The following is a 13762-nucleotide window of genomic DNA, read 5'->3' on the forward strand; positions in this document are numbered from 1 at the left end:
TTCAAAAATATAAGGAGAGCTTTTGTTGAAAATCCAGATTGCTGTAGCAATGTGAATTTGACTTTAAAGAACTATACTAAAATGATACACTATAATCTACGTTATTTTTGAAATGAATAGAGGGATTTGTGTGATAGATAAAATTAAAAATGCTGTAGGGGATATGTACGAAGATGAGGCTAAAGATTTACTTCAAAGTATTCTCATACAGTTAAACTTATTAGAAGAAAACTATAGTGAAGATACAATTAAAAATTTGATGGATATTCCGAAACAATTAACGAGTAATCCTACTTATAAAAGGAATGTAATAGAAAGTACGCACGTACATATTGCTTTTGATGATTCAACGGCTGGTTGCTTAAAATATATGTTAAGCCAAGAAGAGTTATATGAAGAGAGTGTTGTTGCTTTTTCTGAATTCTTTTCAATTGGACCGATATATAAGTTGCATACGAATGAGGGGCAACTAGCAAGACAGAAGTGGTTAATAAATAATTTAACTGCTTATGATAGTTATTTTGTAGAAGAATATTTATCAAGATTTATAGCAACTATAGAAGAACTACATACTATTCCTGTTGAAACGCCTATTACAATTTGGAAGGCTGATAATGCACATGAACATGTAGGCCTAAGTTTTGTAATAGCACAATTAAAGAATAAGAAAAACATTCGAGTTGTTAATACGTCTGAAGCAAGTAGAGAAATATTAAAACAAGAGTATGATATTCGTGGAACGGGAGAATTACCACCTGAAAGTTTAGCTTTATTCCAAAAAAGTTTTATAAAGTTACCTTATTTAACTGAAGAGAAGCGAATGAAGTTTGAACATGAGTGGGATAGATTATCGGAAAGCATAGAATGTTTAAGAGTGTGGAAAGAAAATGAAGTGCATTCTGTACAAGAAGATTATTTTGATCAATTTATAATTGAATGCGCGAAAAGTGTGGGTGCTGATCGAGAGTTCCTCAAAGCTCCTAGAGTAATTGGTGAAGCACTTGGTCTTGTTGAACAATTGGTTGGAGATACTTTCTTAGAATATCGCTTGAAACAATTAATTAAACAAGAAGTATTTGAATTTGAAGGTACGTTAGATGAAATGCGTTTTTATAGTGTGAAGTTAAGGAAATAATAAACACATTCAACTTAAAAAGCTCGTATTTTTAATAATACGAGCTTTTTAAGTTGAATTTGGGCTATACATAAGCTTCCCAGCGAGGGCATATCACATATGAATGGTAAAGGTAATGAATGAAAAGAAGGTGATTTGTTAATATGTATAATCAACAAAATTATCCATATGATCAAGCGATGTATTACAATACACAAAACTACGGGTATGAACCTACAAATGAAGTGAGAGATATTGAACAAGAAGATTACAGACCAGATGATGCGGAAGATGCTCCAACGTCACCACCACCGTCACAAGCGCCGTCGTTACCGTCTACATTTGCTTCTCCAGCACAACCAGGTAATATGAAATCATGGATGTGTAACTGTCTAGGAAGATGGGGCTATTTACGCTTACATCGTCCTGGTCCTTTCGGAAGGGATTTATGGTTCTTCCCGACTGAAGTGAGAAGAAATGGAGTGTCAGGTTACACGTGGCAAGGTGGTCGTCGTCGTAAAGTAAGTTATCGCTATCAACAAATTAGTAATTTTATGTGCTTCGCATAAAGAGAAGTGAGAGAGTGAAACGATTTTACTCTCTCACTTTTTTATTTTTCAATATACGAAGTAAGATTTTGATTAAAAATTTACAATTTTCACGTTTTTATTAGAGTATAATGCATATGTTGGGTTGGTTTTCAAAAACAAATGAGAGTGAGGGAATACAATGTCAATGAAAAACAAAGTTGGACTAAAAATAGAGGATGGCATTAATTTAGCTTCAGCTCAATTTAAAGAAGATGCGTATGAAATTTATAAAGAATCTAGAAAAATGCAACCTATCTTATTTGTGAATAAAACTGAACTAGGAGCGGAATGGCTTGTCACAAGATATGAAGATGCCTTGCCGCTTTTAAAAGACAGTCGCTTAAAAAAAGATCCAGCCAATATATTTCCTCAAGATGCATTGAATGTGTTTCTTACGGTTGACAATAGTGATTATTTAACTACTCATATGTTAAATTCAGATCCACCTAACCATAATCGTCTACGATCACTCGTACAAAAAGCTTTTACACCGAAGATGATCACGCAATTGGAAGGAAGAATACAGGATATTGCAGATGGTTTGTTAAATGAAGTCGAGCGAAAGGGTTCATTAAATCTTGTTGATGATTATTCGTTCCCTTTACCTATCATTGTAATAAGTGAAATGCTCGGTATTCCAAAAGAAGATCAAGCGAAATTTAGAATTTGGTCTCATGCTGTCATTGCTTACCCAGAAACACCAGAAGAAATAAGAGAAACTGAAAAGCAACTATCTGAGTTTATTACATATCTTCATTATTTAGTTGATATTAAAAGAAAAGAGCCAAAAGAAGACTTGGTGAGTGCTTTAATACTTGCAGAGAGTGAAGGGCATAAACTTAGCGCTCGGGAACTATATTCAATGATAATGCTATTAATTGTAGCAGGACACGAGACGACAGTGAATTTAATTACAAATACGGTATTAGCACTTCTTGAAAATCCAAATCAATTACAGTTATTAAAAGAAAACCCAAAATTAATTGATGCTGCTATTGAGGAAGGATTACGATATTATTCTCCAGTTGAGGTTACAACTTCAAGATGGGCAGCGGAGCCATTTCAAATTCACGACCGAACAATCGAAAAAGGAGATATGGTTGTCATTGCCTTAGCTTCTGCAAACCGTGATGAAACTGTATTTGAAAACCCAGAAGTATTCGAGATTACTCGGGAAAATAATCGTCATATTGCCTTTGGTCATGGTAGTCATTTCTGCTTAGGTGCCCCACTTGCTAGGTTGGAAGCAAAGATTGCTATTACTACTTTGTTTAATCGAATGCCTGAACTACAAATAAAAGGGAATCGTGAAGAAATTAAATGGCAAGGTAACTATTTAATGCGTTCTTTAGAGGAATTACCTTTAACTTTCTAGAATAGTTAAAAGGAGACATGCATACATCGAAAATGATTTACATAGAGTATGTATGTATTATTTAAATTCGAAACGGAAGGGTGAAGACATCCCGATGATCAACTAATTCTATTTATAAGAGATCTTCGTTAAAAAACGAAATATTCTTCTGAATAGGGTTAGTCTGTACATTTATAGAAAAGGGATGTATTTCGCTCTGCGAATATATAGTCTTTTTATATGATTTGTGCTGCCTCCTGTTCAGAACATGAAATAGGAGGCTTTTTTATGTCGACAAATGTAGTAACGAAACAAAACAATGGGGTATCACAAGTATTAAAAAATCGGTTTGTTCAAGGGATTTTAGCATCAGCATTATTTTTACAAATAGGAATATGGGTTCGAAACTTTGCGGTATTACTATATGTAATGGAAATGACAAAAGGTGATGCTTTTGCTATTTCGATGATTTCAGTTGCTGAATTCGCTCCAATTTTTATTTTTTCATTTATTGGCGGTACTTTTGCTGATAGGTGGAAGCCAAAGAAGACAATGATATGGTGTGAAACGTTAAGTTCCATTTCAGTATTCGCTGTATTAATTACGCTTATGTTTGGAACGTGGAAAATTGTGTTTTTTGTGACACTCATCTCTGCAATCCTTTCACAGTTTTCACAACCATCTGGAATGAAGTTGTTTAAACAACATTTATCAACGGAACAAATTCAATTAGCAATGTCTATATATCAAACGATATTTGCAATATTTATGGTATTAGGACCAATCCTAGGGACATTTATCTTTCATAGTTTTGGAATTTATATTTCAATCATCATAACAGGTATCTCGTTTTTACTTGCGGCAGTTGTATTGTTATTTCTTCCAAAAGATCTTGAAAACGACGTAGAAAAGAAAGATATCACTCTGTTGCAGGAGATGAAGGATGGTATTAAGTATGTCAAAAAGAAAAAAGCATTAACTTTGCTAGGGCTTTGTTTTATGGCTGCAGGACTAGGTATAGGATTAATTCAGCCATTAGGTATATTTATTGTGACTGAGCAGTTAGGGTTATCAAAAGAGAGTTTACAGTGGCTATTAACAGTAAATGGTGCAGGAATGATTGTTGGCGGAGCATTAGCGATGGTATTTGCGAAAAACGTTGCTCCGCAAAAGATGTTAATTATCGGTATGCTTGGTCAAGCAATTGGTATTGGCATTATAGGATATTCTACAAATTTATGGGTGACACTTACAGCGCAGCTTTTTAGTGGTTTAGCTCTTCCTTGTATCCAAATTGGTATTAATACGCTTATTATTCAAAATAGCGATACTGATTTTATAGGTCGTGTAAATGGTATTTTAAGTCCGCTTTTTACTGGTTCAATGGTGGTAACGATGAGTATTGCCGGTTCTTTAAAAGAGATGTTTTCATTAAGTATGATGTATGAAGGGACGGCTTTACTTTTTATAATTGGATTATTGTTTATTTTACCTATATACAATTTAAAGCCAGTAATAGTGGTGGAAAGTGAAATAAGTGGTAAAGGAAGTGCTGTACAAAATGAATCCTAATCCAAATGTTAAATACCCTATTGAAGGGAATCAAAACGTTCAATTTATAAAAAATACAATAACAAAACCTAATATACTTGTTGGTGACTATTCTTATTATGATACGAAAGATGGAGAAACATTTGAAGATCGAGTATTACATCATTATGAATTTCTAGGGGATTGCCTTACAATTGGAAAATTTTGTAGTATTGCATCTGGAATTAACTTTATTATGAACGGAGCGAATCATCGAATGGATGGATTTTCAGCATATCCATTTAATATATTTGGAAATGGGTGGGAGAAGTATACACCTAGTTTGTCTGATTTACCTTATAAAGGTGATACAGTTATAGGAAATGACGTTTGGATTGGTATGGATACAACAATTATGCCCGGAATAAAAATAGGGGATGGTGCAATCATTGCAGCTAAATCTGTTGTGACTAGAGACGTTGCACCATATACAATTGTTGGTGGAAACCCTGCAAATAAAATAAAAGAGAGATTTTCAAATGAAATAATCCAAGAATTATTGCAAATTCAATGGTGGCATTTTGACATTGAAAAAATAACTGAAAATATTGATGCTATTGTCCGAGGAGATATTGAACCATTAAGAAAGCTAAAAAGGGAATAAAAAATGAATGACAAATAGTATCATACCTCCGAATTTTGTTAATGATAATAGAACAAGGAGGTGTGATACTATGGCACAAGACGTTTTATGTGAAGTAAACAACTGTAAATTTTGGGCAAACGGTAATAAATGTAGTGCAGAGGCAATTTACGTAGTAAGTCATAAAGGTAAACATGCATCTACAACGGAAGAAACAGATTGCAAAACATTTGATCCAGAAGTGTAATTTCTTTAAGGGTAGCCAAATCGTGGTTGCCCTTTTATTAATCATAGTATTGATAATAAATATCATTTTCATTCATTGTTTTTAACTTTTCTTGTTATTTTTTCATATTTTTTTCATAAGTGATGTAATCCAACTCAATTCATGTTCAATTCGTGATTTACTAAATTCAATGACTTCAGTAATAAAAGATGAGGTGACATCTAGAGTCTGAATAGCAGTAAGCTGATTATGTAGTACGTTTTGACGTACAGTCAAAATCTCTTTTCTATCCTCATAGTCAAGTTTTTCAAATAGCGCAATACGAACTAGAAATTCTGTATTGTTTGTCGCAAGTTTTTCAGGAAACTCTCGTAACATTTCAGAAAAAATTTCTTCTCCTGTTTCTGTTATATCGTACATATTTCGGTTTGGTTTTCCGACTTGTTTATGTATTTTTTTCGTTATAGCACCCATATTTTCAAAGCGCCGAAGGGCAGGGTAAAGCATGTTGTGATTTAACTCAAAATTCTCACCTAAACGATTTTGAACATTTTTTTTGATTTCATATCCATGTTTTGGTCCTGTCGTTAATTCTGCTAGCAGTAAAATGTCAACGTACATAAAACTCCCCCTTATATATTTCTCAAGTTCTCTAATGAAAACTCTCCTTTTGTATATGTTAAAATAACATATGATAGTTTATACAACTTTGAACTGCCGACCTATCACTTTTATTGTAAAAGAAAAGGGAGGAAAGAACTATGGCTTCACCTGAAAATGTTATTTTAGTTCATGAAATTTCAAAGCTGAAAACAAAAGAAGAGTTACGGAATCCATATGAATGGTATCGTTTGATGAGGGATAATCACCCAGTTCATTATGATGAAGAGCAGGATGTATGGAATGTTTTTTTATACGATGATGTAAATCGTGTTTTATCAGATTATCGCTTATTTTCAAGTAGAAGGGAGCGCAGACAATTCTCAATTCCTCCTTTAGAAACTAGAATAAATATAAACTCTACAGATCCACCAGAACATCGCAATGTACGTTCCATTGTTTCTAAGGCATTTACTCCAAGAAGTTTAGGACAGTGGAAACCTCGAATACAGGCTATCGCAGATGAACTTGTACAACATATCGAAAAATGTAGTGAAGTTAATATCGTTGAACAGTTTGCTGCACCTTTACCTGTTACCGTTATTTCTGATTTATTAGGAGTCCCAACAACAGATCGTAAAAAAATTAAAGAATGGTCTGATATTTTATTTATGCCGTATAGTAAAGAAAAGTTTAATGATCTGGATGCCGAGAAAGGGATAGCATTAAATGAATTCAAAGCATACCTTCTACCGATTGTTCAGAAAAAGAGATATCATTTAACCGATGATATCATATCTGATTTAATTCGAGCTGAATATGAAGGCGAAAGATTAACCGATGAGGAAATTGTAACCTTTTCATTAGGTTTACTAGCGGCTGGGAATGAAACCACTACAAATTTAATTATTAATAGCTTTTATTGCTTTTTAGTAGATTCACCTGGAATTTATGAAGAGTTAAGAAAAGAACCTAACTTAATTTCAAAAGCGATTGAGGAAGTATTACGCTATCGCTTTCCTGTTACATTGGCCCGGAGGATTACAGAGGATACAAATATATTTGGTCCTTTAATGAAAAAGGATCAGATGATTGTTGCGTGGGTTAGTGCAGCGAATTTAGATGAGAAAAAATTTTCACAAGCCTCTCAATTTAATGTACATCGAACAGGAAATGAAAAACATTTAACCTTTGGGAAAGGTCCTCACTTTTGCTTAGGAGCACCACTTGCACGTTTAGAAGCTGAGATTGCATTAACTACCTTTATAAATGCTTTTGAAAAAATAGAGCTATCTCCATCTTTCTGTTTAGAAACATGTATATTAGAAAATGAACAAACATTAAAATACTTACCTATTCGATTGAAAGCCAAATAAAAATCATAACAAGGTGCATACATTTGCATCTTGTTTTTTTGTTTCTCAATTGTGAGTTTTCGAAAATTACCTTAATATGGAATTATATAAAGCGTAGAGGAGGATTCTTATGTTGACTTGTAATGGAAGTAAATCATTTCAAAAGTTTATTAAAGGTGTTACAGATCTTATGGAAAACAGTTTATTTGAAGAAGAAATAGTGTGTGGCATTGAAAAATTATTAGAAGAACTTTTAGAAAAGAAAACATGGCTTCCGTTAGATAAACAGAAGGCCAATTTGACTCAATATGCACGACATTTATTGTATGAAGATCCGCTCAAACGTTTTGAAGTACTAGCTCTCGTATGGAAAGATGGACAATCTACACCTTTACATGATCATGACGGCACATGGGGAGTAGAAGGCGTATTTTCAGGAAGGATAATGGTGCAGAACTTTATACAAACGAAACAACTTGGAAATTCACTTGTTTATTTAACACATACAGGAAATCTTTATTTGGGAGAAGGAGAAACTGATAAAGTAATTCCACCAGCGGATTGTCATATTCTTGAAATCAGCAAAAATGAAAGCGTTATTACGATTCATGTCTATGGAAAACGGTTAGAAAAGTTTAAAGTATATATCCCAACTGAAGAAAAAAATGTGTACATGTGTGAGACAAAATACATTAGTTATAATTCATAGTTTAAAATCCGAAGCTTTTTTAAAAAGAAAAGCTTTGGATTTTATTTTTAATTATTTCTTGACCTGAAACGCTTTTCATAAATTATAAATAAGAAGTACCTCACGAGGGTTGTATGAAAACGATACCTAATAATTAATTAAAACTCGTGTATTTATAGAAAGTGGTGAAGAAATAATGAAATTAATCGCAATTGATTTAGATGGAACTCTTCTTTCGGGGAATAAAATGATAAGTAAAGAAAATGCAGAAGCAATTCGAACATGTCAAGAAGCTGGTCATGTTGTAGCAATTTGTACAGGACGTTCTATTGTTGACATTGAGCGATTATTGTTAGAAGTTGATTTAGAGTGTCCAATCATTGCGGAAAATGGCGCCCTTATATATAAAGATAAAAAAATGATGAAGAGATATCCAATTCAAAATATGCAGGCACTTGAAATTGTAGAATATCTTGAAGAGAATGGTTTATATTATCAGCTTTATACTGATAAAGGTGTGTATGTGCCGGATTATGGAGTAGAGAGTGTACGTAATGAAATTGAGTATGTGAAGAATTCAAAAGAAAATTTCGACTTGAAAGAGTTAGAAACAATCGCAGCATTATATCTTGAGCATACAGCGTTTCATAGTGCGGAAAGTTGTAAACCAATTGTAGAAACAGATATATATGTGCATAAACTATTACCATTTTCTTATGATATTGAGAAATTAAAAAAACTAAAAGAAACATTTCTTCATAATACAGATTTAGCAATTACATCTTCATATTGGCACAATTTAGAGATTAATCATCGAGATGCTCAAAAAGGGAATGGATTATATACTTTAGCAGAACATCTTAATATTTCGGTTGAAAACACTGTAGCGATAGGTGATGGGCTAAACGATGTTTCTATGATGGAAAAAGCAAACATATCAATTGCAATGGGGAATGCAGTTGAAGAAATAAAAGCAATGTGCAAATACGAAACGTTATCAAATGAAGAACATGGTGTGGCACATGCTTTATATAAATATGTAATGTAATTAAAAAAGAAAAAAGAATCCAAATGGATTCTTTTTTCTTTTTATTAGGGGTAAGGTATTCTATGAGATTCATAGAAGCCTTATTACATTTTATTATATAGAATATATTGGAATAAATGTTTATATTTTTCATAAAAATTGTGAATATTTTATGAACTTTATATTTATTGCATGTTTATACCGCTATTAGTGACACGTATGACTCTCAAGTGAAAATTCAGTGAATATAAGGATGAATTCAAGTTACCTAGACAATAAGTGAGGAATCAACGAAATATATACTAATTAAAGGTATATTCAGTATATATATTCTTTTCTTATTTTAATTGAAAAATAAAATTTGTTCGAATAATTATTCTACAGCTATATACCTACACTAGCTTTCTTCGTATAATGGAGAAGTATGAATTTTACATTTGTATTAATTTTACATATTGAGGTGAAAAAGGAATGAATTCGCGGCTAATGGAACTTATTGATGTGAGTACAATAGAAACCATGGCAGAACAATTTTATAAATTAACTAACATATCACATCAACTTCTTGATGCTGAAAAAGAGTGTGTTTTTTCATTCGGAATGAATGAGATGAAAAAGAGTAAACTTCCAAAGATTGAAATCCCCATTTTCTTATACAATCAACATTTAGGATCTTTTGTTGTATGGTCCAAAAAAAGTGAAATTTTCAGTTGTCAAAAATACTTTGAAATGCTCTCGAATTTAATTTTAGATGGTGCAATAAAAATATTTCAAAGTAAAAATACAACGTTGCTTTCTCGGAAAGAGGAGGAACTACATACGATTTTACAAAACATGCCTGTTATGGTCGATGCGCTTGATTATAATGGAGATTTTGTTTTGTGGAATCGAGAATGTGAAATTGTAACCGGTTATACCGCTGAAGAAATAATTGGAAATCCCAATGCACTGCAATTATTGTATCCTAATCATAATTATCGCCATCAAATACAAAAGAAATTTTTAACTTGTGGAAAAAATTTCAGAGATTGGGAAATGCACTTAACATGTAAAAATGGTGAAATCAAAACAATAATGTGGTCGAATATATCAGAACAGTTTCCTGTAACAGGATATAGTTATTGGGCTGTTGGTGTAGATATTACCCATTTAAAAGCGATAGAAGAGCAGTTAAAACAACAAACATCTGAACTGGAATTAATTTTTAAAGCTTTACCGGATTTATGTTTCTTAACAGAAGATGATGGTACAATCATAGATTACAAGGCAGGATCTCCTACAAAGTTTTACGTACCCGCAGAAGCTTTTATGGGAAAAAAGTTTTACGAAGTATTACCATCTTCAGTAGCACAGCAGTTTCAGGAAGCCATTAATCAAGTGAAGGAAAAAGGAACGAATGTAATTGTAGAATATCCACTCACACTTAATGGAAGTATTGATTTCTTTGAAGCGAGGTGCTTACCATTATTACATGATAAAATTATGATTATTGTACGCGACATTACAGAGCGAAAAAAGACAGAAGAATTGTTAAACAAATCAGATACACTTGCAGCAATTGGTCAATTAGCAGCTGGCGTGGCTCATGAAGTAAGAAATCCTTTAACTGTAATTAAAGGTTTTATACAGTTATTCCAAATTAATAAAGAAGATCAAGAAAGATATTTTGATCTTATGCTTTCTGAAATTGAAAGGATAGAAGCAATCCTACAAGAATTTCTATCAATTGCTAAAACAGATGAGATAAATACAGAAAAGAAAAATATTTATCAAATTTTTAAAAATGTCGTATCGTTAATGAATACAAAAGCAATTATGACAAATATTCAAGTTGAACTATTTACGGATGACAAAGATATAATTATTGAATGCTCAGAAAATCAATTGAAACAAGTATTTATTAATATTTTGCAAAATTCAATCGAAGCTATGCCAAATGGTGGGGAAATTTCAATTCACATAAAAGAAATAAATGATGATGGTGTCATCATTCATGTAATAGATGAAGGAATAGGAATACCTGAAGAAAGAATTAAGAGATTAGGTGAACCTTTTTATAGTACGAAAGAAAAAGGGACTGGTATTGGATTAATGTTAAGTTATAAAATTATTGAAAGTCATCAAGGGACAATTAGTATCATGAGCGAGGTTGGTGTCGGGACAACAGTAACTATTCACTTACCGAAAGTACTAAGTAAACAATCTCTTTCTAATTGTGACGACAAATGTATAACGATACCCACTAGTAGTAATTCTTAAATGAATTAATACCCAATAACAAAGCGATTAGTGAAAACTAAGCTTTTTGTTATTGGGTATTTTTTATATTTAATTTAGTAAACTTTACCTTTTCTTTACCTTTGTTTTAATTTCTATTAAGTTTTAAACATTATATTAATATTTGTACAAAGCAATGTATAGAAATTGTACATTACTTTTAATATAGAAATGTGATTATTATTTGGAATATTGTAAGGAGGAGATTATGACAAGGTGAAAAAGCAAGAGAAGAAAAGTGGGAGAGTAGTACCTCTCCGGTTAAATATTTTATTCCTTTGTGTATTTTTATTATTTTCTGGCATTATTATTCAGTTAGGGAAAGTACAAATTTTTGATGGAGAAACATATAAAAATGAAGTAGAGAAGAGAGAAAATACAACCGTGGGTCTTTCTGTACCACGTGGGAAAATATTTGATCGTGAAGGAAATCCAGTAGTTGATAATAAGTCTTTACGTACAATTACATATACAAAGGTGAAAGGTGTAAAACAAGAAGAAATATTAAAATCAGCAAGACAACTTGCAGATATTATTGAAATGCCACAAGAAGATATAGATAAGTTAACGGAGACTGATAAGAAAGACTTTTGGATGCAATTAAATCCAGAACTTACTCAAGACTTAGTATCAAAAAAAGAAATAGATAAGTTCCGAGATAAGGATATTACCGGAAAAGAGCTAGACAAAAAAATAGAAGATTTAAAAAGGAAGCGCGTTACAGATAAAAATCTTCAAGAATTAACGGCTAAAGATATAGAAGTGTTAGCTATTAAAAGCAAAATGAACTCAGGTTTTCAAATGGCACCTCAAATTATTAAAAAGAACGTTAGTGAACAGGAATATGCGGTGATTAGTGAAAATTTAGCGAACCTTCCAGGGGTAGATGCATCAGTTGATTGGGAGAGAATCTATGTAAATGATGGGTTATTCCGTTCTGTCCTTGGTAACGTTTCAAATGCTGATGAAGGATTGCCACGTGAAAGATTAGATTATTATTTAGTGCGTGATTATAGCCGAAATGATAGGGTCGGCAAAAGTTATATAGAACAGCAATACGAAGATGTACTTCATGGTACAAAAAAAGAAGTAAGAAGCATTGCTGATAAACAAGGAAATACTATTAGAACGGAAACTGTTACTGAAGGGAAAAGCGGTAAAAATTTAACTTTAACAATAGATATGGAATTGCAAAAAAAAGTAGAGGAGAGTATAGAAAAAATATTAAAACAATATAAAGGATCAGAATCAATGTTAGACCGTGCTTTCGTAGTGATGATGAATCCAAAAAATGGCCAAGTATTATCAATGGCTGGGAAAAAGCTTGTAGAAAAAGACGGGAAAATGGAAGTAGAAGATTATGCTTTAGGCACGCTGACTAGTTCTTATGAGCTTGGATCAACGGTTAAAGGTGCGACGGTGTTAACAGGGTTTGAAACAAATGCAATAACTCCTGGAACACATTTTTATGATGCACCTATGAAGTTTAAAGGAACTAAGGAGAAGAAGTCTTGGAAAAATTTTGGTGATATAGACGATCTAAGAGCGTTACAAGTTTCTTCAAACGTTTATATGTTTAATATAGCATTAAAAATTGCTGGCGTGGATTATGTGAAAAATAGTTCACTAGATATTAAACAAGAATATTTTGATAAAATGAGGTATTATTTCAGGCAATTTGGACTAGGCGTACAAACTGGTATTGATTTACCAAATGAAACTGCAGGACAAATTGGAAGAAAAGATAATCAGCCTGGTTTCTTATTAGATTATTCTATTGGACAATATGATACGTATACACCACTTCAGCTTGCACAATATATTTCCACTATCGCAAATGGAGGGTATCGAATGAAACCACAAATTGTTCAAGAGATTAGAGAACAAACCGTTCAAAAAGATGAGGTTGGTAAAGTAGTACAATCAATAGAACCCGTTGTTTTAAATAGAATTGATATGAAACAAGAATATATTAATCAAGTAAAAGAAGGATTTAGAAAAGTATTTCAAGAAGGAGATGGAACGGGAGTAAGAGCGTTCCAAAAAGCACCATATAAACCAGCTGGTAAAACAGGGACCGCACAAACTGTATATGGTGGAGAAAATGATATTGGGCGAAATGAGAAAGGCGACCGTAGAGAATGTTATAATTTAACATTAGCTGGATATGCGCCATATGATGATCCAGAAGTAGCATTTTCTGTTGTAGTACCGTGGGTTAAAAATGATAAATCAGGCATTAACTCCGATATTGGAAAAGAAGTTTTAGATGCTTATTTTGATTTGAAAAATAAGCGATTAACTGGTGAAGCGCCAAAAACAGATGACTCTAAAGAGAATTAAAATGGACGAAACGTC

General features: G+C 32.5%; 12 protein-coding genes. 11 read left to right on the top strand and 1 reads right to left on the bottom strand.

From position 1 onward, the window contains the following. Positions 1-130: 130 nt before the first annotated feature. The 6 genes from ACTFRH_RS09245 to ACTFRH_RS09270 all read left to right on the top strand — a co-directional run bounded on the left by ACTFRH_RS09245 (position 131) and on the right by ACTFRH_RS09270 (position 5478). Positions 131-1135, top strand: a complete 1005-nt coding sequence (locus ACTFRH_RS09245) for a DUF1835 domain-containing protein (protein WP_000565703.1) — start codon at positions 131-133, stop codon at positions 1133-1135. Positions 1136-1278: 143 nt separating this feature from the next. Beyond that, complete coding sequence (locus ACTFRH_RS09250) at positions 1279-1683, top strand: hypothetical protein (protein ID WP_000282694.1); 405 nt, start codon at positions 1279-1281, stop codon at positions 1681-1683. Positions 1684-1843: 160 nt separating this feature from the next. Beyond that, on the top strand, positions 1844-3079 hold the full coding sequence (gene cypA / locus ACTFRH_RS09255) for a cytochrome P450 (protein ID WP_000062091.1): 1236 nt from the start codon (positions 1844-1846) through the stop codon (positions 3077-3079). A 267-nt stretch (positions 3080-3346) separates the two neighbouring features. After that, positions 3347-4630 carry an MFS transporter gene (locus ACTFRH_RS09260; protein ID WP_000106397.1) on the top strand — a complete coding sequence of 428 codons (1284 nt, stop codon included), beginning with the start codon at positions 3347-3349 and terminating at the stop codon, positions 4628-4630. Next, on the top strand, positions 4620-5252 hold the full coding sequence (locus ACTFRH_RS09265; protein WP_001069256.1) for a Vat family streptogramin A O-acetyltransferase: 633 nt from the start codon (positions 4620-4622) through the stop codon (positions 5250-5252). The genes ACTFRH_RS09260 and ACTFRH_RS09265 overlap by 11 nt, the downstream gene beginning before the upstream one ends. A 70-nt stretch (positions 5253-5322) precedes the next feature. Then, positions 5323-5478 (top strand): DUF1540 domain-containing protein, encoded by a 156-nt coding sequence (locus ACTFRH_RS09270; protein WP_000046095.1) that lies wholly within the window; start codon positions 5323-5325, stop codon positions 5476-5478. A gap of 102 nt (positions 5479-5580) precedes the next feature. Here the strand turns inward: ACTFRH_RS09270 and ACTFRH_RS09275 are convergent, their stop codons facing one another. Continuing rightward, positions 5581-6078, bottom strand: a complete 498-nt coding sequence (locus ACTFRH_RS09275; RefSeq protein ID WP_000289125.1) for a PadR family transcriptional regulator — start codon at positions 6076-6078, stop codon at positions 5581-5583. A gap of 140 nt (positions 6079-6218) precedes the next feature. On the opposite strand from ACTFRH_RS09275, the gene ACTFRH_RS09280 reads away from it, so the two are divergent. The 5 genes from ACTFRH_RS09280 to ACTFRH_RS09300 all read left to right on the top strand — a co-directional run bounded on the left by ACTFRH_RS09280 (position 6219) and on the right by ACTFRH_RS09300 (position 13747). Continuing rightward, a complete protein-coding gene (locus ACTFRH_RS09280; protein WP_000157989.1) occupies positions 6219-7433 on the top strand; it encodes a cytochrome P450 in 1215 nt (404 codons plus the stop codon). A gap of 109 nt (positions 7434-7542) precedes the next feature. Continuing rightward, on the top strand, positions 7543-8121 hold the full coding sequence (locus ACTFRH_RS09285; RefSeq protein ID WP_000954441.1) for a cysteine dioxygenase family protein: 579 nt from the start codon (positions 7543-7545) through the stop codon (positions 8119-8121). Between the two features lie 175 nt (positions 8122-8296). Continuing rightward, the gene (locus ACTFRH_RS09290) at positions 8297-9148 is read left to right on the top strand and encodes a Cof-type HAD-IIB family hydrolase (RefSeq protein WP_000766388.1); all 852 of its coding nucleotides are present in this window, start codon (positions 8297-8299) and stop codon (positions 9146-9148) included. Positions 9149-9598: 450 nt separating this feature from the next. Beyond that, complete coding sequence (locus ACTFRH_RS09295) at positions 9599-11386, top strand: ATP-binding protein (protein WP_001088564.1); 1788 nt, start codon at positions 9599-9601, stop codon at positions 11384-11386. Positions 11387-11620: 234 nt separating this feature from the next. After that, positions 11621-13747 (top strand): peptidoglycan D,D-transpeptidase FtsI family protein, encoded by a 2127-nt coding sequence (locus ACTFRH_RS09300; RefSeq protein ID WP_000743782.1) that lies wholly within the window; start codon positions 11621-11623, stop codon positions 13745-13747. Positions 13748-13762: the final 15 nt, after the last annotated feature.

Origin of the sequence: Bacillus cereus group sp. MYBK216-1, assembly GCF_051916495.1 — a bacterium.
GTDB lineage: Bacteria > Bacillota > Bacilli > Bacillales > Bacillaceae_G > Bacillus_A > Bacillus_A thuringiensis_K.

Excerpts from the sequence above, each read along its gene's own strand:
- ACTFRH_RS09250 (WP_000282694.1), top strand. The coding sequence starts at position 1,279 with ATGTATAATCAACAAAATTATCCATATGATCAAGCGATGTATTACAAT.
- cypA (WP_000062091.1), top strand. The coding sequence starts at position 1,844 with ATGTCAATGAAAAACAAAGTTGGACTAAAAATAGAGGATGGCATTAAT.
- ACTFRH_RS09260 (WP_000106397.1), top strand. The coding sequence starts at position 3,347 with ATGTCGACAAATGTAGTAACGAAACAAAACAATGGGGTATCACAAGTA.
- ACTFRH_RS09265 (WP_001069256.1), top strand. The coding sequence starts at position 4,620 with ATGAATCCTAATCCAAATGTTAAATACCCTATTGAAGGGAATCAAAAC.
- ACTFRH_RS09270 (WP_000046095.1), top strand. The coding sequence starts at position 5,323 with ATGGCACAAGACGTTTTATGTGAAGTAAACAACTGTAAATTTTGGGCA.
- ACTFRH_RS09275 (WP_000289125.1), bottom strand. The coding sequence starts at position 6,078 with ATGTACGTTGACATTTTACTGCTAGCAGAATTAACGACAGGACCAAAA.
- ACTFRH_RS09280 (WP_000157989.1), top strand. The coding sequence starts at position 6,219 with ATGGCTTCACCTGAAAATGTTATTTTAGTTCATGAAATTTCAAAGCTG.
- ACTFRH_RS09285 (WP_000954441.1), top strand. The coding sequence starts at position 7,543 with ATGTTGACTTGTAATGGAAGTAAATCATTTCAAAAGTTTATTAAAGGT.
- ACTFRH_RS09290 (WP_000766388.1), top strand. The coding sequence starts at position 8,297 with ATGAAATTAATCGCAATTGATTTAGATGGAACTCTTCTTTCGGGGAAT.
- ACTFRH_RS09295 (WP_001088564.1), top strand. The coding sequence starts at position 9,599 with ATGAATTCGCGGCTAATGGAACTTATTGATGTGAGTACAATAGAAACC.